Genomic DNA, 23,399 nt, shown 5'->3' with positions numbered 1-23,399 from the left:
CCTCCACCCCATTTTGGACAGTTATAGGATCGACAAAACCTATGGATACCGCAATTGATCTGTTAAAAGAGCAACTTAGTCGCGCCATCGTCGGTCAAGAAGACCTAATACAAGAGATGCTGATTGCGCTGATTGCTCGGGGACATATTTTACTAGAGGGGCCACCGGGAATTGCCAAAACAACCGCAGCTAAAGCACTGGCCGGCGCCATCGATGCTGAGTTTCAGCGCATTCAATTCACCCCGGATCTGTTACCGGCGGACGTGACCGGTTCTGAAATCTATCAACAGGATCAAGCCAAATTTCAGTTCTCCCCCGGCCCCATTATGCACGACATCGTACTAGCGGATGAAGTTAACCGCGCACCTGCCAAAGTACAGTCCGCACTGCTGGAAGCAATGGGAGAACGTCAAGTAACTGTGGGCAGTCAAAGTTATGCCCTTTCCCCGATTTTTTTTGTTATCGCCACGCAAAACCCGATTGAACAGGAAGGCACCTATTCTCTACCTGAAGCGCAGCTCGATCGCTTTGTCATGAAGATCAAAGTGGACTATCCCGATGCGCAAACGGAACTAGCGGTGATGCGACTAGTGCGACAACAGGATCAGTATGCACAGGCCGGAGCCGCAACGCCGACTTGCTCCGTAGAGGATATATTGAGATTACAAAAAGCTGCCCTCGAGATTTACATGGCGGAGTCCGTAGAAAACTACATCGTACATTTAGTAATGTCGACGCGGCGCCCGCAAGAGTATTTTGCCGAACATGGGGAAGAGATATCTACCCTAATAGAATACGGTGCAAGCCCAAGGGCTACACTGGCATTGGAACGCTGTGCCCGTGCCCGTGCAATATTGGATGGCAGAGACTTCGTGACACCAGATGATGTCAAAGCCGTTGCGCCAGCCGTGTTGCGTCATCGCATACTGCCTAGTTTCGAAGCGGAAGCGCGAGGCTACACCACGGACCGCATCATTCATTCCCTGATTACCTATTTGCCATTGGTATGATGTTGGAAAATATCGTCGCCCCCGAGTCACCGATTCTAAGTGTGAAGCAGCTGGTGCAATTGGCGCCATTTGCGGCTTCCCTTGGACGCAGGACGGTACGACGCCAAGCTAAAAAGGAACAAGGCAGTTTGCGCCAGACGCGGCGCGGACATGGTCTAGAGCTATTGGAATTGCGCGCCTATCAGCCCCACGACGAGGTAAAGCATATCGACTGGCGGGTTACTGCTCGCACCGGCCAAGTTCATACTCGCCTCTATGCTCAAGAAAACGATCATGTGCGTTTGCTACTATTACAGCTCACCAATGACGCCTACTTTGGTACTCGTCATACATTCGTCTCTACCCGTTACTTACAGCTCGCCAGCTTGCTGGGCTATCGCGCCAAACAGCAGCAAGAGCAGTTAACATTCTGGGATGGTTGCGATGGAAAATGGCAACATTTCGATGCTAATCAACGCTGGCAAAAAGTCCTAGAACAAATAACCAAACGTAGCCAAATCCCGCTTCAACCTGTTATTGGAGCCACATTTGATAGCATGGTAAGTAAGGGGCACGGATACAGTTACCTGGTCTTGAGTAACCGTATAGAATTGAGTGATCCTGAATGGCAGCGTCTTTCCTATCTAAGTAAGCATCACGATGTCACTTGGATTTTAATCGATGATCAACGCAGCTTTTCTCTCCCCCCGGGGCAATATCAACTAATGGGAGAGACTGGCGCGACGGCTGTTACCATTACTAAGCAGACGCAACACAAAGCATTGCAGGCATATGAACGCGGCCTTGGCAACTTTCATCACCGCTTACAACAGCATGGCGTGACTCTGCTCCGTTACGATGTGGAGAACTCGCCCATTGAAATTGGCCGACACCTATTGCATCGGGGAGTCATTCGCTAATCATGTCGACTTCTGCCATCGAATTACCTAACCGTGCTTATATGCTACCGGAAAGCATCCCACTGTGGCCGCCGGCTTGGCCTTTCTGGCTAGTGGTTGGCGGATTAATTGTTAGCGCTGTGGTTGCTCTAATTTACTACGGTAAACGCTATCGCCGGCGCGCCTATCGCCGGGAGGCAGAGCAGCTGCTACCCAACCTTGATCGAGATGACTCCTGTCAAGCTGTCGTCAGCGATTGTCTTGAACTAATACGACGCTGCTTGCTCAGTGCGAAACGACCAATTGATGCTGCGCGCCCAATCAGTGAGCTCATGCCACTGCTTGACGAGCAGTTGCCGTCGCGCTATCGATTTGGCAAAGACGGGATACGTATCGCCGCCAGCATATATCAAGCCCATGCCAATATTAGCAAACAAGATCTTGAACACTTTATAAACAGCACTAAACATTGGATACGGAGGCACCATGGTTGAGCTAATTTGGCCGTGGTTTTTAGTGCTGCTACCACTGCCTTTGCTGTTGCATTGGCTCGCCCCAGCACGGAAACCTCTCGACCAACTGCGGTGGGCACATGTGTCGTTACTGCAACAACATCAAGGACAATATCAACACAGCTACCACTTGTTTGCACGGGGGCTGATGTTACTTGCCTGGTGTGCTTTGGTGGCAGCTATCGCGCGACCAGTTTGGCTCGGTACTCCCACGCAAATCACTCCCAGTGGTCGCGATCTAATGGTAGCAGTGGACTTATCGGGCAGTATGCAAGTCACGGATATGACAATCAATGACAAGCCTGCAGATCGGCTTGCTGCCGCCAAAGCCGTGTTGTCCAACTTTATTAGTGAACGTAAAGGCGATCGGATTGGGATTATATTGTTCGGCACCAAAGCCTATCTTCAGGCTCCATTAAGCTTTGATCTACCTACCATTGAACAATTCGTGCAAGAAGCGCAAATTGGCTTCGCCGGTGAGCAAACCGCCATTGGCGATGCTATCGGGCTAGCCATTAAACGCTTACAGGATAAGCCTGCGGACAAAAAAGTTTTGATTCTGATGACCGATGGCGCCAACACTGCCGGGCGCGTCACACCGCTACAGGCTGCGAACTTCGCGGCGCAGGAAGGGGTTCGCATCCACACTATCGGTATTGGGGCGGACTCAATGGTTGTTCAAGGATTTTTTGGCCCTAAGGTCATAAACCCTTCAACAGATCTGGATGAACCTCTACTCACTGAAGTCGCCAATCTCACCGGTGGACAATATTTCCGGGCGCGCAGTACCAACGAACTTGCTCGCATCTACCGTCTCTTGGATGAATTAGAGCCGACTCCGGCGACAGATACTTGGCAGCGTCCGAAAACTACCTTATTTCATTGGCTAGGATTGCTGTCGCTGGTGAGCTTTGCGTTAAGTTTATGGTTTGGTCACCATGTGCAGATCAGAGGGAAAAAGTCATGACGCTGCTTGAGCATTTGCACTTTACTCGCCCCCATTGGCTCTTGTTTATCCCTATGTTGCTGGCGTTACTACTGGCATTGCAGCCACGTACGCAACCATCAAAACTTCCTAAACTCATCAGCGCCAATCTACTCCCTTGGCTAGAGCAGCAACACCAAGGACTGCCGGTTAACCGTATTATTGGCCTCCTATGTGCGGTACTCTTTATTCTTGGCTTAGCTGGCATCAGCTTCGTAAGTAAAGACGCGCCTATGTATGAATCTACCAACAAAAGCGTCTTTCTGATTGATCAGTCCCTATCAATGTACGCAGTGGATTTACAGCCCAATCGTCTTACCCGTATGACCCAAACCATGCGCGATCTACTAAACGCACAGCAGGATGGGGAAGTGGCCCTAGTCGCCTACGCCGGAGACGCCTTCGTTATCAGCCCATTCAGCCAAGATAAGCAGACCTTGGTTCACCTTTTGCTCGCCTTGGACCCTACCATCATGCCCGTGTATGGTAGTCGTCTTGATTTAGCACTTAACACAGCGTTAGAACTGCTTACCAATCAGCCCAGCTCCCAAGCCCATCTCGTACTGTTTACCGATGATATTAAAGCGAGTGAACTTGCCAGCGTGCGTCAGCTTATCCAAACTAGTGGTTTTCATTTAGACATCATTAGCTTTGGCACACCGGAAGGGAGTTCCGTCAAACTGCCCAATGGAGAAATTTTGCGAGACTACGGCCGCGAGGTTAAACCGACAGTCCCCGTTGATCGCTTTGAAGAACTGGCACAGGAGACCAATATTGATTGGTTTTCCTATCCCCTAACTAATGTAGAATTAGAACACTTAGCAACTTATAACCAATCCCAAGGGGGAAATGCCAAATTATCCAATACTCGCAGCCAAATTTGGCAAGAGGAAGGACATTGGTTTAGTTTGCCATTCCTGCTTTGGTTACTGTGGCAGTTTCGCCGCGGTGGTTTGTTCATGGCGCTAATCTGGTTCGGGGTAAAGCAACCTGCACAGGCGAGTTACCTAGATTGGTTGTACACACCAGACCAGCTTGGCCAACAAGCGGTAGATGAAGGTGACTGGCAACGGGCGAGAGACCTATTCCGCAATCCTAAATGGCGCGCGGCGAGTGAGTATGCCCTAGAAAACTACCAAGATACCATCGCGCTACTGGATGGTAGTGCTGAAACGGCCCGTGACTACTATAACCTAGGTAACGCCAAGGCTCTATCGGGCGATATTGAAGGCGCTATTCACGCCTACGAACAGGCGTTGCAGCAACAGACGGATTTCACCGAAGCCCAAGAGAATTTAGACTATCTGCGCGAGCAACAGCAACAGCAACAGCAACAGCAACAGCAACAAGAGAATGATAGCCAGAGCAACGACTCATCTACAGCTAACAAGGATTCCCAAGCCTCCCAGAATGACAGTGAGAACGGGGATGGGACAAGCGAAAATGGGGCTTCAGAGCAACAACCCCATGCAGCGAATGCACAATCGCCTTCAGCCAATCAAGCCTATGCTCAAGCTGAAGAAGATAACCTAGCAATGGAACAATGGATGCGCCAGATTCAGGATGACCCTGGCACTCTGTTACAACGCAAACTCTGGTATCTTCACCAAGAGCGACGTAATGAAAACCGATTCAGACAGGAAAATGGTGAGAAGCCATGGTAAATAAGCGGCTAATTAGGCAGGTCAGCGCGATCTTTAGAGTAGTGTCTTTTGGGATAGTATTGCTGTTTACCGCAATCGCTCAAGGTGCGGAATTAACCGCCGCCCTAGATAAAGACGTGATCGCTGAAAACGAAGTGGTGCAACTCACTCTAAGAGCGGATTATTCAGATACTGGTAATGGGCCAGACTTTTCACCATTGCGTCGCGATTTCGAAATCATTAGCCAGAGCCAAAATAGCCAATTTAGTTTCAACCTTGGCACCAATAAAGCACTTAACTTCTGGGTCGTCACCTTGATGCCCAAAGCCGTCGGTAATTTTCAAATCCCCTCGATCAAAGTAGGCAATTACAGCTCCCAACCGCTATCAATAAAGGTGAATCCGGCACCGCAACTACTTGATGAAAACGGCAACGCCCCAGTGATGGTCAAGTTCACTACCAACACCTTGTCTCCCTATGTTCAGCAACAAGTGTTACTGACAGTTGAGCTTTACACTTCGGTGGCACTCCAGAATGCCAATCTCTCAGCGCCAAATCACCCCAGCTTATTGATAGAACGCTTAACCGACGACCAGCAGCGCTATGAGACCATTAATGGTACTGCTTATCAGGTACTCCAGCGGGATTACATTGCCTTTGCACAACGCAGCGGCAAACTCGAACTGATTGGCCAAACTATCGAAGCCATGGTGAATACTAGCAATGGTCGGCGACGCATCAATGTCAAAAGCGCACCTATCACCTTAGATGTACTCCCCATCCCACCCACCTACTCGGCAGATACTTGGCTGCCAGCAGAAAATGTCACTATCTCAACCAAGTTGCAGGGCCCGGATGAAATTAAAGTTGGCGACACCCTGATTTGGACGATAGATGTTGCCGCCAAAGGAGCGCTTCCCGAGCAGCAGCCCATCATCGACATCATCAGTACGAGAGACTACAAAGTCTACCCATCTAGTCCGCGCTTCAGCAGTGCGAAATATGGTTCAGGTATCGTTGGTAAGCAGACTATGCAAATGGAAATCGTACCAACCCAAAGTGGTGCCATCACCTTGCCGACCATTTCTATCCCCTACTGGGATACGAAACAACGCCAATTCAAAATTGCGACCAGCAACCAAGAGCAAATCAATGTAGTGGGGCTAGCCACATCTAAGGATGCCGACAATTTAAACAACGACAGCAGCTCGGATTCGGCACCGCTGCTACCACCACAAACAAAGTCTGTCGCACCTATATCATTGGCTAAACCAAAAGCTGCACCGACACCTGAACCAACGCCAGAGCCTACCATCGCCTTGACGGTAGAGCAGCCCGAACCGGGTACGGATTGGCGTACACTAGGGGCTCTGGTTCTCGTATTACTCGGTGTTGCGGGATTACTAGTGTGGTGGTTCAAGCAAAGACGCTCTAAGGCCGAGAAGACTGACGATGAAGTCCCAATGCTTGCCGACTTCGCCCCTTTATCCTCAGCAAGCGAGACGATCGCGTACCAGAATTTACTGAGTTGTTGTCAGCAAAGTGACCTCAGCCGGCTACAAGGGAATTTGCTTGAATGGGCTCGCCATCGTTGGGGAGACAGTCATGTGAGAGGGCTTGATGACATCAAGCGACTCGCCAATTCCCCACGTTTATCACAGTTACTTATGGAAGCCGAGCTGGTGATGTACTCAGAGCAAGCCGCCAGTCAGTGGGATGGCTCGCCTTTGGCGGATGCCTTGCAGGAATACAAAACTGGGGTGACCAAGCCCAGTCAGGCGAGCCAACTCAAAACCCTCTACCCAAATTTTTAAGGGTACTGGTAACAGAATGACAACCGAAACGACGAGGAATAGATAATGCCCTATCAGTACGAAGACGCCATTCTGGCGGAAGCCTCAAGTGATGCTAGCTTCCTATTCTTGACAGTTGATCCCGCCCAAAAACAGCAGGTCATAGAGACACTGAAAAACATTCCACAGCTCGTTAGTGAGCAACGTCAACTCTTCCCAGATTGCGAGTTACTCGGCTTAGTCGGTATTTCCATCCATGGCTGGCGCGCACTTTTTGGCGACAAACCAACCCCAGCTGAACTCACTGAGCAGCCATCACTAAAGGGCCCTTTGTTGAGCGTGAGAGATATTCCCTACGATCTCGTATTGCATATACGTTCTCTGCGTCGGGATGCGACTCACTCTTTGGCGTTGACGCTCTATCGTGCATTTCGCCAGTCTGTGACCTTGGCGCAACAAACGGACTGTTTCAAATACCTTGATAATCGCGACTTTACCGGTTTTGTGGACGGCACCGAGAACCCTGTTGACGACCAGCGCCGTAAGGTTGCCTTGATTGATCAAGACAGTGAATTGATGGGCTGCTCTTATCTAAATTTGATGGAGTTTGTACACAATTTACCAAAATGGGAAGCCGAGCCCTTAAAAACACAAGAAGATACCTATGGGCGGACAAAGGCAGACAATATCGAGTATGCCAGCGCCGATAAACCGCTAACCGCCCATACCAAGCGTACATCGTTAAAAGACGAGAATGGCAACTCGTTGGAGATTCTGCGGCACTCTATGCCCTTCGGCAATGTGGAGCGACAAGGCTTAATGTTTGCCTCTTACAGCAAAACGCCACAGCATTTTAACAAGATGCTCCGAAGCATGGTGGAAGGTGACGATCAAGGAAATGTAGACCATCTGATGGCCTATACCCAAAGTGAGGGTGCCAGCTTGTTCTTTGTGCCCAGTGCGAATTTTCTACATCGACTAGCATAGTAATCGGCCGATAATTGCCTGCTCTTTCCCTAGAACGAAAAGCGCCTCCAACTGGAGGCGCTTTTTTGTAAACCAGCTGCTATCGTATCAACGAATAATTTCCGCTTGGGACTCAAGAGCTTGTTGTTGTGCTTCCAGTAATAACGAAGTCATCGCTTGAGCCAAGTAGTTATTATAGATCTCTTCTCGATCTGCATCTGCCTCAGTTTCTGGCTGAATGACATCCAGTAACCGCAATGCAACAACATCACCATTAGCGGTGGTTTTTATTGCAGTAGTGGGTCCATCTACAGGATAAGGCATAGAAAATGCTAAAGCGGTGATCTCGTCTTGCCCGCGTGAAGCCGCTTCAACACTTGTAAACGCTGCATCGCTTCCTCCTGCTAGTAACTGCTGTGCTTGGGATTCAATCAAGTCCCTCGCTTTTTGCTGCACGACAGCGGCTGTAACAGCTTCTCGAGCTTGCTCAAAGTCCTGAACAGCTTGTGGCTGATGCTCAGCTACACGAACAACAACGACTTTATCATCTGCTAACTCGATCAAATCACTGTTATGGCCATCTTCCAATACTGGCCCACTAAAGGCAGCAGCAATCACTGCGGCAGAAGACGTTACTTCGCTACGACCACCATCGCGACCAAAGTAGTCAGTGGTTGACACACCGACACCATATTCGTTAGCTAGAGCTTCAAGTCGATCGCTAGCGTAGGCGAGATCGGTGATATTCTCATGCTCGTCCAACAGCAGTTTAACCGCTTTGTCAGCTCGAACCTGTGCCGTTAGCTCCTCAGTCATTTCATCAAGGGTAGGAGCCTGGGTGGCATGAATCTCGCGTAGTTGTACTAGGTGGTAACCATATTCAGTTTTAACTTGGCGCACTTCACCTTCAGACATGGCAAATAGGGCTTGTTCAAACTCTGGCACCATCAAGCCTTTGGTAACGTATCCCAGATCACCACCTGCCTCTTTCGAGCCAATATCATCCGAATAGGTTTCTGCTAAATCCGCGAATACTTCCCCTTGGGATAACTTCTGCTCGATTTCAGCGACCAGCTGCTGAGCATCAGCATCAGTGCGTGACGAAGTATCGATCAAAATATGTGACGCTAAGCGTTCTTCCGTTTCATAATCGGCAATGGCGGCGGCATAGGCTTCATTTAGTTCCGCCTGAGAAACTTCAACTCGACCCGCCAAGTCATCAGCAGTGATGATTACATAATTTAATTTAACCTGTTCCGGACGAATGAACTGATCTTGATTAGCTTGGAAGTACTCTTCTAAGTCAGCATCACTTACCGCTACCTGCTCCGCCGTGTCTGCCAAGATAAAGCGTGCGTACTCATAGCTACGTTGCTGGTTTTGCAGGTCCACCACTTGTTTAATCTGACTTGGCAAGACAAATTCAGAGGCTGCAACCGCATTACGCAACTGCTGCACCAACACATCTTGCTTTACCCGATTTTTAAATGCCAACGGCGTATAACCCAAGGTCCGAATAAAATTAAGGTACTTCGCTTGGTCAAACTGTCCGTCTGTTTGAAATTGCTCTGCTTGCAACAAATATTGATCTACTTGGGCATCAGATACGCCCAATGCCAAATCATTAGCTTGGTTCGTCAATAGAGTACGTTGAATAAGCTCCTCTAAAGCACGCAGTTGCAGTTGATTTTCTTCTAGTAAGGCGGGGTCAAGCTGACTCCCCATCATGCTGATCAACTGACGACGCTGGGTTTCAGCGGCTTGTAATAGTTGTGTGCGGGTAATTTCTGTGCCGTCAACCTCTGCTACTGTGTCAGATGAGTTGAAGCTGGTTACCAGTGCATCAACACCGAATAGAGCAAAAGTCACGACAATGAAACCGACGATTACTTTTACAATAATGCCCTGTGACTTGTCTCTGATATCCTGGAGCATCTTGCCTCCGTATCAATGAGTTTATAAATAAAAAAGGTGCATTCCGCTTGGAACACACCTCTTTCGCTAATGGCGGAACGGACGGGACTCGAACCCGCGACCCCCTGCGTGACAGGCAGGTATTCTAACCAACTGAACTACCGCTCCATAAACATTAGTTTACCGCGTCTTTCAAGCCTTTACCGGCTTTGAAGCTAGGAACCTTAGCCGCTTTGATCTGGATCTCTTCACCAGTCTGTGGATTGCGGCCTGTGCGTGCTGCACGGTCTTTAACAGCGAAGGTACCGAAACCAACAAGTGTCACTTGATCACCACTAGCTAGCGCTTTTTCGATGGCTTCTAAGGTCGCATCAAGCGCATTGCCCGCAGCAGCCTTGGAAAGATCCGCTGACGCGGCAATTGCATCAATCAATTCTGATTTATTCACGTTGTACCCCTTCAGTATTATCGTGGTTCCTTAGATATTTAATCGGCTTTTTCTCGTACCGACAAAGTTGAGCATTTATACTAGCCCTTGCTAAGCCTTGTCAACTCTGGCTTTGGCTAATGATGACTCACAGCTTCTTGTTCATCAACAGTTTTTTCCTGTGCCGGTGCAGTTTCTTGCACTTTTGGCTGTGGAACATATTCCAACGCTAAATCCAGCACTTCATCGATCCATTTTACTGGATGTATCGCAAGATCCTGCTTGATATTATCTGGGATTTCCTTTAGATCACGGGTATTTTCCTGTGGGATGATCACCGTTTTGATGCCGCCACGGTGGGCAGCCAAAAGTTTTTCCTTAAGTCCACCAATCGGCAATACTTCCCCACGCAAGGTAATTTCCCCAGTCATGGCAACAGACGCCTTTACCGGCACTTTCGCTAACACAGATACGATGGCTGTACACATGGCGATACCGGCACTTGGACCATCTTTCGGGGTCGCCCCCTCAGGCACATGCAAATGCAGGTCTATCTTTTCATGGAAATTAGGGTCGATGCCTAAGCCCTCGGCGCGGCTTCGCACAACCGTAAGAGCTGCCTGAATTGATTCTTGCATCACATCGCCGAGTGAGCCAGTTTTTACATGACGACCTTTACCTGGTACACCAGCTGCTTCGATAGTGAGCAATTCACCGCCGACTGATGTCCACGCCAACCCCGTCACTTGTCCGATTTGATTTTTCTCTTCGGCTTTACCGTAATTAAACTTACGCACGCCGGAGAAATCCTCAAGATTATCGGAGGTCACCGTAATCGGTTCTTTACCTTTCGTTAAGGCTTGCTTCTTAACTACGCGACGACAGATTTTGCTAAGCTCACGTTCCAGACCACGCACCCCTGCCTCTTTGGTATAGAAACGGATTACATCCATTAATGCCTCGTCACCAATCAACATTTCACTGTCTTTTAAGCCACTGTTTTTCATTTGTTTAGGCAATAAGTAGCGCTTAGCGATATTCAGTTTCTCGTCTTCGGTATAACCTGGGATACGAATCACTTCCATCCGATCTAAAAGCGGCCCAGGAATATTCATGCTGTTTGACGTACAAATAAACATCACATCCGACAAGTCATAGTCTACCTCAAGGTAGTGGTCGTTGAAGGTATGATTTTGCTCCGGATCGAGCACTTCAAGCAGTGCTGATGCTGGGTCGCCACGATGATCCATTCCCATTTTGTCGATTTCATCAAATAGAAATAGCGGATTCTTCACCTTCACCTTGGCTAGTTTCTGTAACAATTTACCCGGCATAGAGCCAATGTAGGTACGGCGGTGACCGCGAATTTCGGCTTCGTCACGAACGCCACCAAGTGCCATACGCACGTATTTGCGGTTAACCGCCCGAGCAATGGACTGACCTAGGGAAGTTTTACCCACCCCTGGCGGCCCTACCAAGCACAATACCGGACCTTTCACTTTTTTGACGCGTTGCTGCACCGCTAGGAATTCAAGAATACGTTCCTTGACGTCATCCAAGCCATAGTGATCTTCGTTTAGCACTTTCTCCGCATAAGCCAGGTCATTTTTTACTTTAGAACGCTGCTTCCACGGTAGGGAAATGAGCCAATCAATGTAGCCGCGCACTACCGTCGCTTCGGCAGACATTGGCGACATCATTTTCAGTTTTTTCAATTCCGCTTGCGCCTTCTCCGTGGCTTCGGTAGTCATCTTGGCTTCGATAATCTTTTCCTGCAAAAGGTCAAGCTCGTTACCGCCCTCGTCCATGTCGCCAAGTTCTTTCTGAATCGCCTTAATCTGCTCATTCAGATAGTACTCGCGCTGACTTTTCTCCATCTGCTTTTTGACACGACTACGAATGCTCTTTTCTAGGTGAGCAATATCAAGCTCCCCATCCATCAATGCCATTAGATAGTCGCTGCGCTCATTTAGGCTGACCAATTCGAGCACTTGTTGTTTGTCATCCAACTTAAGGCTCATATGGCCGGCGATCGAATCAATCAGTTTCGAAAGGTCATTGATAGACTTAAGCGAAGTTACGACTTCGGAGGGGATGCGCTTACTACCGGCGACATACTCATCAAGCTGCTTCAATATGGCGTGACGAATTGCGCTGTATTCGTTCTCTGCTGGGGCAGCTTCCCCTGACAAAGGCGATACCACCGCGTGGTTAAAATCGTCACCCTGATCAATAGAGTTATGAGTAGCGCGGTACTGGCCTTCTACTAGCACCTTAACGGTACCATCAGGTAATCGTAACAGCTGAATTACCTTTGCAACCGTACCGACTTGGTATAAATCCTCGTACTCTGGCTCGTCTTTGGACGCGTCTTTTTGCGCTACCAAAAAAACCAGTTTGTCACTATCCATAGCGTCATCAAGGGCAGCAATGGATTTCTTTCTACCAACAAAAAGTGGCAATACCATATTGGGGTATACGACAACATCCCGCAGGGGAAGCATCGGTAAAGTAAGTATATTTGACATAAGCGGTTCCAACCCGTAGCCATTCGTTATTCGAATGGAAATAAATATTCTTTAGAGATAGGGGCGCTAAGAGAAATTACAACGCAGCTCACAAAATTTATGAAGCAAGAATGAAAACGGACGCCTTAGCGTCCGTTTGCTTTTATCAGGCGTTACTGACCGACTCTTGTTCAGTCTCAAGAACCATTAAGGGAGCCGTTTCACGACGTATGGTTCCGGCATCAACAACGACTTTCACCACATCATTGCGATTTGGCAGTTCATACATACTGTCTAGTAGAGCTGATTCTAGGATACTGCGCAAACCACGTGCCCCGGTCTTACGCTCCAAGGCTAATTTTGCTGCTTCACGCAAAGCATCTGCGGTGAACTCAAGCGCCACGCCTTCAAGCTCAAACAAGTGCTGATATTGTTTGGTCAAGGCATTCTTAGGCTGACTCAAAATGGTCATCAAGGCTTCCTCGTCCAACTCCGCCAACGTGGCTACCACCGGCAGACGACCGACAAATTCAGGAATCAAACCAAACTTCACCAAATCTTCAGTTTCTACTTGATCCATCATCTCAGAGAAACTGCGGGTCTCTTCTTTGCTTTTGACGGTAGCCTTAAAGCCGATGCTGGATTTTTCAGTACGATCGCTGACAACCTTTTCTAGGCCGGCGAAAGCTCCGCCACAGATAAAGAGAATATTGGAAGTATCTACCTGCAAAAACTCCTGCTGGGGATGCTTACGTCCACCTTGGGGAGGAACCGATGCAACCGTGCCTTCTATCAGCTTCAATAGCGCCTGCTGCACACCTTCACCTGATACATCTCGGGTAATGGATGGGTTATCAGATTTGCGGGAAATCTTGTCAATTTCGTCAATGTAGACGATGCCACGCTGGGCTTTCTCGACATCGTAATTACAGTTTTGCAGTAATTTTTGAATAATATTCTCGACGTCTTCCCCCACGTACCCAGCTTCAGTCAAGGTTGTGGCATCAGCAATGGTAAAGGGCACATCTAATACCCGAGCCAAGGTTTGTGCTAATAAGGTTTTACCGCTACCAGTGGGGCCGATCAGCAGGATATTACTCTTGCCCAGTTCAACCTTATTATCGATGCCACCTTGATGGCGCAAGCGCTTGTAGTGGTTGTACACCGCTACTGCTAGCACCTTTTTCGCACGTTCTTGTCCAATAACATAATCATCCAAGGACGCACTCAATTTGCTCGGTGTCGGCAATTCATTGGTTTCACCGTTGTCATCATCACTTTGCGTTAGTTCTTGAGTGATAATGTTATTACATAAATCTACACACTCGTTGCAGATATAGACCGAAGGTCCCGCAATCAACTTCTTTACTTCATCTTGGCTCTTGCCACAAAACGAGCAGTAAAGTAAGCGCTCGGAATGATCACCACGGCTATATTTATCATCAGACATTCTGTCTACCTTTTCTCTTATACGTCACGCTTTGCCAAGATTTCGTCGATCAGACCGTAATCTTTTGCCATCTGCGGGCTCATAAAGTTATCACGATCAGTATCTTGTGCAACCTGCTCAACCGGCTTACCAGTGTGATATGCGATAATTTCATTCAATTTATGTTTGATACCCAAGATCTCACGAGTATGAATCTCAATGTCAGAGGCTTGACCTTGGTAACCCCCCAAAGGCTGGTGAATCATCACGCGAGAATTTGGTAAGCAGTAGCGTTTGCCCGCAGCACCTGCGGTCAACAATAGCGCTCCCATGCTGGCGGCTTGACCGATACACATGGTACTCACATCAGGCTTAATAAACTGCATGGTATCGTAAATAGACATACCCGCTGTTACCGAACCACCTGGTGAGTTGATATATAAATGGATATCTTTATCTGGATTTTCCGATTCAAGGAACAGTAACTGAGCTACGACCAAATTAGCCATATGATCCTCGACTTGACCAACGAGGAAAATCACGCGCTCTTTCAACAAACGAGAGTAAATATCGAAAGAACGCTCACCGCGAGCGGTTTGTTCGATAACCATTGGCACTAGACCATTACTAGTAATAGCTACTGGACCGGTGGTAGGTGTCGTTAAGTTCATACATCTTGTCCTTAAACAAAAAAGCCGACATAGCATACGCTATATCGGCCTTGTATATTGGGTAAGCTAAGCTTACGCTTCAGCGCTCTCTTCTGCTTCTTCAGCAGGCGCTTCTGGCTTGATAGCGTCTTCGTAGCCTAAAGTAACTTCAGTCACTTTAGCTGTTTCAAGAAGTTTATCAACAACTTGCTCTTCAAGTACAGCAGATTGCACTTGAGCTAGCTGCTCTTTATTCTTCAAGTAGAAATCAATCACTTGCTGCGGCTCTTGGTAGGCTTGCGCCATGTCTTCCAAGAATGCTTGCACGCGCTCATCTTCTACTTTTAGTTCATTCTTTTGGATCACTTCAGAGATCAAAAGGCCAAGCTTAGCGCGCTTAGTCGCTTCATCTTGGAACAATTCAGCAGGAAGCTGAGACTCGTCAAAACCTTGGCCACCAAACTGACGCGCAGCCTGTTGACGTAGACCGTCGATTTCTTGATCAACAAGCGCTTTTGGCACTTCGACTGGGTTGTTAGCCAACAGACCATCGAACAAAGAATTTTTAAGCTTTGCTTTAAGTGCTTGATTGAGCTCACGCTCCATATTTTTACGCACTTCCGCTTTCAAACCTTCAAGGCTAGCTTCTTCTAAACCGAATTTTTCTGCAAACTCATCGTTTAGCTCTGGTAGCACTTGCTCAGCCACTTCATGTGCAGTGATTTTGAAAGTAGTTTCTTTACCTGCAAGGTGCTCAGCTTGGTACTGCTCAGGGAAAGTAACGGAAATAGTACGTTCTTCACCTGCTTTAATACCAACGATGCCAGACTCAAAACCTGGGATCATTGTATTAGAACCTAATACAAGTTTGTGACCTTCAGCTTTACCGCCTTCGAATGCTTCATCACCAAGGAAACCTTCAAAGTCGATAGTTACTTGGTCGCCATCAGCAGCTTCACGCTCAACCGCAGCCCACTCTGCGTTTTGCTTACGCAATGTTTCTAGCATGTTGTCAACGTCGGCGTCAGTCACTTCAGAAACAACGCGTTTTACTTCGATCGCAGAAGCGTCAGCTAATTCGATAGTTGGGTAAACTTCTACTTTAGCAACAAACTCAAGGTCAGCACCTTCAGCGATGTTTTTTGGCTCGATAGAAGGCATTCCAGCAGGCTGTAGAGACTCGCTTTGGATAGCTTCAACGTAGGCATCACGCATGATCTGCTCAACAGCTTCTAAGCGAATGCTCTGGCCGTAGCGTTTTTTAACAACGCTTACTGGCACTTTGCCTTTACGGAAACCATCAATACGGATAGTACGAGCTGTTTTCGCCACTTCCGCTGTTACTTTTTCTTCGATTCGAGCTGCAGGAACGCTAATAGTCAGTACGCGTTCGATTGGAGACGTTGTCTCTACAGAAACTTGCATAAAACTTCCTCTTGGGAACTCGCTTTATTTGTTGACGCCGCCGCGACGCATCACGACTTAAATTAGAAATTAACAGCCAACAAGACCTTTGTGTGCACAATAATGGCGCGCCTGAAGGGATTCGAACCCCTGACCGTCCGCTTAGAAGGCGGATGCTCTATCCGACTGAGCTACAGGCGCATATCATCGCTAGATAAATGTGGCGGCTATTATAGAGATGGCTACGCAATCGTCAACTGATTGCAATAAAAAAGCCCAGCAAAGCTGGGCTAAAAATGACTTTTCGTCACCAAGGAACCGAGAATGAGGCTAAGCGTGACTTAGTCATTCAACAGTACAAATATCACAAAAGGAACGAGATATATAATACGCAAAAACGCACCAAACCACAACAAATTACGACCAAAAATAAGCCAAACGCACCGCGTTCGTGCAAACTCCACAATAGCTACACAATCAAACATATTCGATTTCCCTGTCATAAAATTGTATGATCGTTAATCTCTTGAAGACTCTATCTAGGCACTATATGGAAGCCAAATTTTCAGTAGCAATTATCACCTTAACAAAGGAAGTTCAGGGATATATCCGTGATCATGCTGTTTCATTACGAGCTGCCCAGCTCACCCTCGCAACATTGTTGGCCGCTGTGCCCATTTTAACGATCGTTCTCGGCATCTTAAGACTGACTCCCGCGATGGCGAGTATGGAAACCAATCTGGTGCAATTTGTAGAACAGCATTTGGCTCCGGGTAGTAGCGAAACACTTGTGCCCTACTTACTCAGCTTTTCCGAGCAAGCGAAAAATTTACCGGCCGTTGGTGTGATTACTCTATTGGTTACCGCACTACTGTTACTGAATAGTTTTGAGGCCGGTGTACAGCAGATTTGGCAAGTAAAGCAAGTTCGTAAGTTGAGAGAACGCCTACTGATCTACTGGTCAATTCTGACCATGGGTCCGATTCTGCTTGCCGCGGCCGGTAGCTTGTATGGCACCCTGCTGAGCTACCAGATACAAGGGCTTTCAATTTCTACTCTATTTAATCAAGTGGTGGAGTTCGGTGGCTTCGTTATCTATTTTATCGCTTTGTTTGTCCTTAATTATTTGACGCCGAATACCGACACACAACTCAAACCAACGGCTCTTAGCGCTCTTATTGGCGTCGTCGCGCTATCTCTTGTCAATTGGGCGTTCAGTAACTTTGCCCAATTCTTTGCCAATTACCAAGTGGTGTATGGTGCCTTTGCTGCCTTACCAATTTTTCTCGTGTGGCTTCAGATCACTTGGCTCGTCATTTTGATCTCTGTATGTATAAACGCAGCACTCCATCGCAATCGCCTTTTTATTAAGTTAGAATGATCGGTCAATTTCTGGGGAAATAGATTATGTCTACGAAACGTCTTGACGAACTAAATGCCATTTTAGCCAATGCTGAATGCTTGGTTACCCAACAACAACTTAATGTTGCACTAGATAGTATGGCTGAAGCCATTACTAAAGACTTACAAGATAAACTCCCCATCGTTGTCTGCGTTATGAACGGTGGTTTATTGCCTACTGGTGCGCTGATGCAACGCCTGTCTTTTCCGCTTGAAATCGACTATGTGCATGCGACTCGCTATGGTATGGAGTTTGAAGGCGATAAGTTGGAGTGGATTAAGTTTCCACAGGTCGATTTTGAAGGGCGCACTGTGTTGGTGGTAGATGATATTTTCGATCAAGGCCACACCTTAGAAGCCATCATCCATTGGTTTGAGAACAACGGTGCGAAAGAAGTCTACACAGCGGCTGTCGTTAATAAGTTGCATGATCGCAAGGTCGAGATGCGTCCTGACTACCTAGGGCTAGATGTAGAAGATAAATTCCTATTCGGTTATGGCATGGATTACCAAGGCTTTTTCCGTAATTTACAGGGCATTTACGCCATCAATCAGTAACCATACGACTAAAAAGGGCTTCCATGGAAGCCCTTTTTCGTTCAATCAGAACACTCGGTTAAAACCATTTAACGCCGCAACCCGATAGGCTTCCGCCATGGTTGGGTAGTTGAATGTGGTGTTAAGGAAATATTTCAGGGTATTTTGCTCACCCGGCTGCTTCATAATAGCTTGGCCGATATGGACGATCTCTGAAGCCTGGTCACCAAAGCAGTGAATCCCAAGGATCTCCAAGGTTTCCCGGTGAAATAGTAGCTTGAGCATACCAACTGCTTCACCAGTAATCTGCGCCCGGGCAGTATTTTTAAAGAAAGCACGCCCTACTTCATAAGGGACTTTTTCTGCCGTGAGTTCTGCCTCATTTTTGCCGATTGAACTAATTTCAGGGATTGTATAAATACCTGTTGGCACTTCAGAGATAAAATGACCACCCTCCAATCCCAGCATATTAGCCGCTACAGAGCGCCCTTGGTCATACGCTGCACTCGCCAAACTTGGCCAGCCTATTACATCACCTGCCGCATAAATGTTTTCTACTGATGTTTGGTAGGAATCATTCACCTGCAACTGACCACGAGAGTTCGCTTCAAGGCCAATATTCTCCAAGCCCAATCCATCGGTGTTACCCGAGCGACCATTACAGAACAATAACGCATCGGCGCGAAGCTTCTTACCAGATTTAAGATTCATCACTACGCCACGCTCGGTAGTCTCTACCGACTCATAGGTTTCGTTGTGACGAATAAGAACACCGCTATCTCGTAGGTGGTAACTCAACGCATCGGTGATCTCATCATCCAAGAAACTAAGTAGCTTCTTGCCTGGGTTAATCAGTTCAACACGCACTCCTAAACCACAGAAAATCGAGGCATATTCGCAGCCGATAACCCCAGCACCATAAATAATCAGGGATCGCGGCGTATGACTTAAGCTCAAGATAGTGTCGGAGCAATAAATTCGCGGATGAGAAAAGTCTATGTCTACTGGGCGATAAGGCCGAGATCCGGTAGCAATAACGACTTTTTCTGCCACTAGGGTCTCGGGGCCCTTTTCGTAGGTATTTACTTCAATAGTGTTGGCGTCTTTGAATTTGCCACGGCCAAAGTACACATGAATTCGATTACGAGCATAGTATTCAGTACGCCCCATTACCTGCTTATCGATAACTTTATTGGCGCGATCCAGCACTTTAGGAAAAGAAAACCAACGTGGCTCACCGATATCACGGAACATAGGGTTGGTATTAAAGGCGATAATTTCTTTCACCGCATGACGTAACGCTTTTGACGGAATGGTTCCTAAATGGGTACAGCTACCACCCACACGAGGACTAGCTTCCACTACCGCTACGCGCTTACCAGCTTTCGCTGCGTTCATAGCCGCACCTTCGCCGGCAGGGCCAGTACCTAGTACCACGACATCATAATGTCTTGTTGTCATAGTGGTTATCTTCCTCTTCTATTTAGATGCGTCGTAAAACTGGTCATTCTCTACAGCAGCAGCCTGTGCTTTTTTGGTTTCTTTTTCGCACTTGCCTTTATCCCCGCCGCAAATATCACAAGCGACTTCCATGCCAAGGGCACTCATACCGCCACAAGAACCCGAGATTGGCTTGCGTCCCATAAGAACGCCTACCGCCATTGCCACTACAAGTAGAACCATCAACACAAACGCTAGAATAATAGTCGTCATTTCTTACTCCACTACTCAGTTAGGTATGGGCGAAACGCCTCTGAGTATATTTCTTTAAAACCAAGATCTTCTTTAACTAACATATATGCCGCAATGCCATTCTCATTGGCCAACTCCAATCCTTTTTCCGGGCCAAGCACGGTAAGCGCTGTCGCCAATCCGTCAGCAAGCATGGCGTTGTTGGCAATAATAGTTACCGATACTAGGCGGTGGGTTATTGGCCGCCCGGTGGTTGGATTGATGGTATGACTGTAACGCACACCATTCTTTTCAAAATAATTTCGGTAATCGCCTGAAGTCGCGATACCCGCATCCCCTGGCGAAATCACTCGCTGGGCGATGTTGTGCCCACCAGCAGGGCTTTCAATACCTACCAACCAAGCTTCGCCATTCGGCTTATGTCCTTTTGAACGCAATTCACCACCGACTTCAACTAAGTAGCTATCAATACCTGCACGTTCAAGTGATTCCGCTACCTTATCGACACCGTAGCCTTTGGCAATGGAAGACAGATCTACGTAAATACTTGCTTTTTTGGTTAGTTTGCCTTGTTCAAGAACTAGGCGATGGTACCCGACCTGCGCTTTTGCGGCGGCGATTTCTTCATCAGTAGGAACTTGATCTGATTTTTTACCAGGCCCAAAACCCCACAAGTTGACTAACGGTCCAACGGTCACATCATATTCGCCGCCACTCATTTCACTAATCAGAAGAGCTTGATCAATTACTTCGCCAAGCTCGGGGGACAGCTCCATGGAACCACCGCTAGGCAACTGATTAAAGCGTGAAAGCTCAGAGTTCGGATCATAGGTAGACATGAGCCGATTAATATGTACCAACACCTCATCAACATCCTGCTTCAGGAGAGAGGTGGAGTTGTGTTGTTTAGTCGAAACAAACTTTACTGTGTAAGTCGTCCCCATAGTAGGACCAGAGAAACTCAACACAGTCGGTGAAAATGCCATCGAGCGGTATCCAACCACCGCTAACACCACAACACCTAAAACGATAAATAATTTTTTTAGCATATACCGCTTATTCTAAATTTCACCAAAAACAAAGACCCACATCAGTGGGTCTTTGCGAGACAGATACTAACCGCCAAAGTCGTCAAGCAGAATATTATCACGCTCAACACCTAGATCCTCTAGCATCTTAATTACTGCAGCGTTCATCATTGGAGGCCCACACATGTAGTACTCACAATCTTCTGGCGCTGGGTGATCTTTCAAATAGTTTTCATACAACACGTTGTGGATAAAGCCCGTCATACCCGTCCAGTTATCTTCTGGCTGAGGATCAGACAACGCCAAGTGCCAAACGAAGTTTTCGTTTTCTTCTTGAAGTTTATCATACTCTTCCACATAGAAAGCTTCACGCAAACTACGCGCACCATACCAGAAAGACATCTTACGGGTGGAGTTCAAACGCTTAAGCTGATCAAAGATATGGGAGCGCATTGGCGCCATACCCGCACCACCACCGATAAAGACCATCTCGTTGTCGGTGTCTTTGGCGAAAAATTCACCAAATGGGCCGTAAACTTTAATCTTGTCACCTGGCTTCAAGCTAAACACATAAGAAGACATTTGACCCGGTGGCACATCATCTTTACCCGGTGGGGGTGAAGCGATTCGAATATTAAATTTCACCAAGCCTTTTTCTTCAGGGTAGTTAGCCATTGAGTAGGCACGGATAATGGTTTCATCAACCTTGGAAACGAACTTCCAAAGGTTAAATTTATCCCAATCACCACGGTACTCTTCTTGAATCTCAAAGTCTTTGTAGTTAACCGTATGTGGGGGTGCCTCTAGTTGAACATAACCACCCGCACGGAAGTTAACGTTCTCACCTTCTGGCAAACGCAACGTTAGCTCTTTAATGAAGGTAGCCACGTTCGGGTTAGACTCAACAGTACATTCCCAAGACTTAACGCCGAATACCTCTTCAGGCACTTCAACGTCCATATCCTGCTTGACTGCCACCTGACAAGATAGACGGTAGCCTTCTTTTTCTTCACGGCGAGTAAAGTGAGACTGCTCAGTGGAAAGCATAGAGCCACCACCAGACATAACCTTACACTTACACTGGGCACAAGTACCGCCGCCACCACAAGCAGAGGACAGAAAAATACCAGCGTTTGCCAAAGTCTGAAGCAATTTACCGCCCGCAGGCGCAGTTACTTCTTTTTCACCATTAATACGGATCGTAACGTCACCACTGCTCACCAAGCGAGCACGAGCTGCCAAAATAACAGCAACCAGCGCCAACACGATGGCGGTAAACATCACAACACCTAGAATGATTTCTAAGTTCATGTTAGTTAAACCTTATTCTTGGTTGTCCCAACTGTGCAGCCTTACAGCTGCACACCAGAAAATGACATGAAGCCCAAGCTCATCAGACCAACAGTGATAAAGGTAATACCTAAACCACGTAGACCTGCTGGAACGTCAGAATACTTCAACTTCTCACGGATACCGGCTAGAGCAGCAATCGCTAGCGCCCAACCAATACCAGCACCTACGCCGTAAACCACAGACTCACTAAAATTGTAGTCACGCTCTACCATGAACAAAGAAGCACCCATGATGGCACAGTTCACAGTAATCAACGGCAAAAATACGCCCAATGCGTTATATAACGCTGGCATGTATTTATCTAATGTCATTTCCAGAATCTGAACGATCGCTGCGATAACACCGATGTAGCTCAACAAACCAAGGAAACTTAAGTCAACGCCAGGCAAACCAGCCCAATCCAACGCACCTTCCGCCAATAGGTTTTGGTAAAGGAGGTTGTTCACCGGCACGGTAACTGCCAACACGATGATAACAGCGATACCCAGACCAATGGCAGTTTCAACTTTTTTGGACAAAGCCAAGAAAGTACACATACCAAGGAAGAAGGCTAGCGCCATGTTTTCTACGAAAACCGCTTTTACAAACAAGCTAATTAGGTGTTCCATTACATTGCCTCCTGGGTACGAGAGTTAGCGGCAATTTTGAACTCCGGCTCTTCGACTTGCTCTTTCTTATAAGTGCGTAACGCCCAAATAACCAAGCCAATTACGAAAAACGCGCTAGGAGGTAGCAACATCAAACCGTTTGGCTGGTACCAGCCACCGTTTTGAATGGTAGTGAAAATCTCAACACCAAATAGTTTACCAGCACCTAAAAGCTCGCGGAAAAAGCCAACCACGATCAACATCGCACTGTAACCTAGACCATTACCGATACCGTCAAGGAAGCTCATTACCGGGCCATTCTTCATGGCATAGGCTTCGGCACGCCCCATAACGATACAGTTGGTAATGATTAGACCAACGAATACCGAAAGCTGTTTACTAATTTCAAAAGCAAACGCTTTGAGGATTTGATCAACCACAATTACCAAGGAAGCGATAATGATCATCTGCACAATGATCCGAATACTGCTCGGAATATGGTTACGGATAATAGCAATAAAGAAGTTAGAGAATGCAGTAACCATGGTTAAAGCGATCGCCATAACCAAGCTCACACTCAAACTACTGGTAACCGCCAATGCCGAACAGATACCAAGTATCTGCAGAGCAATTGGGTTGTTAGCCAAAATCGGCCCAAATAATACTTTTTTCACTTCAGACAT

General features: G+C 47.4%; 21 protein-coding genes and 2 tRNA genes. 9 read left to right on the top strand and 14 right to left on the bottom strand.

The window, feature by feature from the left end; translation table 11 throughout:
- Window positions 1-41: 41 nt before the first annotated feature.
- The 7 genes from FJM67_RS09735 to FJM67_RS09705 are packed head-to-tail and all read left to right on the top strand — an operon-like array spanning window position 42 to window position 7,808.
- Entirely contained in the window at window positions 42-1,010 is a 969-nt protein-coding gene (locus tag FJM67_RS09735; RefSeq protein ID WP_140588838.1) for an AAA family ATPase, read from the top strand.
- Window positions 1,007-1,909: a DUF58 domain-containing protein gene (locus tag FJM67_RS09730; RefSeq protein ID WP_140588837.1), complete on the top strand. Its 903-nt coding sequence runs from the start codon at window positions 1,007-1,009 to the stop codon at window positions 1,907-1,909. Before FJM67_RS09735 ends, FJM67_RS09730 begins: the two co-directional genes overlap by 4 nt.
- A 2-nt stretch (window positions 1,910-1,911) precedes the next feature.
- A complete protein-coding gene (locus FJM67_RS09725) occupies window positions 1,912-2,382 on the top strand; it encodes a DUF4381 domain-containing protein (RefSeq protein WP_140588835.1) in 471 nt (156 codons plus the stop codon).
- Entirely contained in the window at window positions 2,375-3,367 is a 993-nt protein-coding gene (locus tag FJM67_RS09720; protein WP_140588833.1) for a vWA domain-containing protein, read from the top strand. The genes FJM67_RS09725 and FJM67_RS09720 overlap by 8 nt, the downstream gene beginning before the upstream one ends.
- Window positions 3,364-5,049, top strand: coding sequence for a VWA domain-containing protein (locus FJM67_RS09715; protein WP_181161468.1), 1,686 nt, complete (start codon window positions 3,364-3,366; stop codon window positions 5,047-5,049). The genes FJM67_RS09720 and FJM67_RS09715 overlap by 4 nt, the downstream gene beginning before the upstream one ends.
- Window positions 5,050-5,108: 59 nt before the next feature.
- Window positions 5,109-6,842: a BatD family protein gene (locus FJM67_RS09710; RefSeq protein WP_235890032.1), complete on the top strand. Its 1,734-nt coding sequence runs from the start codon at window positions 5,109-5,111 to the stop codon at window positions 6,840-6,842.
- Between the two features lie 45 nt (window positions 6,843-6,887).
- A complete protein-coding gene (locus FJM67_RS09705; protein ID WP_140588827.1) occupies window positions 6,888-7,808 on the top strand; it encodes a Dyp-type peroxidase in 921 nt (306 codons plus the stop codon).
- A gap of 87 nt (window positions 7,809-7,895) precedes the next feature.
- On the opposite strand, the gene FJM67_RS09700 is transcribed toward FJM67_RS09705, so the two are convergent.
- The 8 genes from FJM67_RS09700 to FJM67_RS09665 form a co-directional block, all read right to left on the bottom strand.
- Window positions 7,896-9,722 carry a SurA N-terminal domain-containing protein gene (locus FJM67_RS09700; RefSeq protein ID WP_140588825.1) on the bottom strand — a complete coding sequence of 609 codons (1,827 nt, stop codon included), beginning with the start codon at window positions 9,720-9,722 and terminating at the stop codon, window positions 7,896-7,898.
- 70 nt (window positions 9,723-9,792) lie between these two features.
- A tRNA-Asp gene (locus FJM67_RS09695) sits at window positions 9,793-9,869 on the bottom strand.
- Between the two features lie 7 nt (window positions 9,870-9,876).
- Complete coding sequence (locus tag FJM67_RS09690) at window positions 9,877-10,149, bottom strand: HU family DNA-binding protein (protein WP_140588823.1); 273 nt, start codon at window positions 10,147-10,149, stop codon at window positions 9,877-9,879.
- Between the two features lie 116 nt (window positions 10,150-10,265).
- Window positions 10,266-12,656 carry an endopeptidase La gene (gene lon, locus FJM67_RS09685; protein WP_140588821.1) on the bottom strand — a complete coding sequence of 797 codons (2,391 nt, stop codon included), beginning with the start codon at window positions 12,654-12,656 and terminating at the stop codon, window positions 10,266-10,268.
- A 145-nt stretch (window positions 12,657-12,801) separates the two neighbouring features.
- Window positions 12,802-14,085: an ATP-dependent Clp protease ATP-binding subunit ClpX gene (gene clpX, locus FJM67_RS09680; protein WP_140588819.1), complete on the bottom strand. Its 1,284-nt coding sequence runs from the start codon at window positions 14,083-14,085 to the stop codon at window positions 12,802-12,804.
- Between the two features lie 17 nt (window positions 14,086-14,102).
- Window positions 14,103-14,735, bottom strand: a complete 633-nt coding sequence (gene clpP / locus FJM67_RS09675) for an ATP-dependent Clp endopeptidase proteolytic subunit ClpP (protein WP_140588816.1) — start codon at window positions 14,733-14,735, stop codon at window positions 14,103-14,105.
- Window positions 14,736-14,807: 72 nt separating this feature from the next.
- Window positions 14,808-16,139 carry a trigger factor gene (gene tig, locus FJM67_RS09670; protein ID WP_140588814.1) on the bottom strand — a complete coding sequence of 444 codons (1,332 nt, stop codon included), beginning with the start codon at window positions 16,137-16,139 and terminating at the stop codon, window positions 14,808-14,810.
- A 103-nt stretch (window positions 16,140-16,242) separates the two neighbouring features.
- Window positions 16,243-16,319, bottom strand: a tRNA-Arg gene (locus FJM67_RS09665).
- 349 nt (window positions 16,320-16,668) lie between these two features.
- On the opposite strand from FJM67_RS09665, the gene FJM67_RS09660 reads away from it, so the two are divergent.
- Both FJM67_RS09660 and FJM67_RS09655 read left to right on the top strand, forming a co-directional pair.
- Complete coding sequence (locus FJM67_RS09660) at window positions 16,669-17,499, top strand: YihY family inner membrane protein (protein ID WP_181161467.1); 831 nt, start codon at window positions 16,669-16,671, stop codon at window positions 17,497-17,499.
- A 26-nt stretch (window positions 17,500-17,525) separates the two neighbouring features.
- Window positions 17,526-18,077: a hypoxanthine-guanine phosphoribosyltransferase gene (locus FJM67_RS09655; RefSeq protein WP_140588811.1), complete on the top strand. Its 552-nt coding sequence runs from the start codon at window positions 17,526-17,528 to the stop codon at window positions 18,075-18,077.
- 45 nt (window positions 18,078-18,122) lie between these two features.
- Here the strand turns inward: FJM67_RS09655 and sthA are convergent, their stop codons facing one another.
- From sthA to FJM67_RS09625, 6 genes are all read right to left on the bottom strand, one after another.
- Complete coding sequence (sthA, locus tag FJM67_RS09650; RefSeq protein ID WP_140588809.1) at window positions 18,123-19,517, bottom strand: Si-specific NAD(P)(+) transhydrogenase; 1,395 nt, start codon at window positions 19,515-19,517, stop codon at window positions 18,123-18,125.
- A gap of 18 nt (window positions 19,518-19,535) precedes the next feature.
- Entirely contained in the window at window positions 19,536-19,769 is a 234-nt protein-coding gene (gene nqrM / locus FJM67_RS09645; protein ID WP_140588807.1) for a (Na+)-NQR maturation NqrM, read from the bottom strand.
- 11 nt (window positions 19,770-19,780) lie between these two features.
- Window positions 19,781-20,797 carry an FAD:protein FMN transferase gene (locus FJM67_RS09640; RefSeq protein ID WP_140588805.1) on the bottom strand — a complete coding sequence of 339 codons (1,017 nt, stop codon included), beginning with the start codon at window positions 20,795-20,797 and terminating at the stop codon, window positions 19,781-19,783.
- 66 nt (window positions 20,798-20,863) lie between these two features.
- Window positions 20,864-22,087: an NADH:ubiquinone reductase (Na(+)-transporting) subunit F gene (gene nqrF / locus FJM67_RS09635; protein ID WP_140588804.1), complete on the bottom strand. Its 1,224-nt coding sequence runs from the start codon at window positions 22,085-22,087 to the stop codon at window positions 20,864-20,866.
- A gap of 41 nt (window positions 22,088-22,128) precedes the next feature.
- Entirely contained in the window at window positions 22,129-22,737 is a 609-nt protein-coding gene (gene nqrE, locus FJM67_RS09630) for an NADH:ubiquinone reductase (Na(+)-transporting) subunit E (RefSeq protein WP_140588802.1), read from the bottom strand.
- Window positions 22,737-23,399 (bottom strand): NADH:ubiquinone reductase (Na(+)-transporting) subunit D, encoded by a 663-nt coding sequence (locus FJM67_RS09625; RefSeq protein ID WP_140588800.1) that lies wholly within the window; start codon window positions 23,397-23,399, stop codon window positions 22,737-22,739. The genes nqrE and FJM67_RS09625 overlap by 1 nt, the downstream gene beginning before the upstream one ends.

This window comes from Maribrevibacterium harenarium (genome assembly GCF_006385675.1).
GTDB classification, from domain to species: Bacteria; Pseudomonadota; Gammaproteobacteria; order Pseudomonadales; family Marinomonadaceae; genus Marinomonas; species Marinomonas harenarium.
This window is presented reverse-complemented; position numbering and strand designations above follow the sequence as displayed.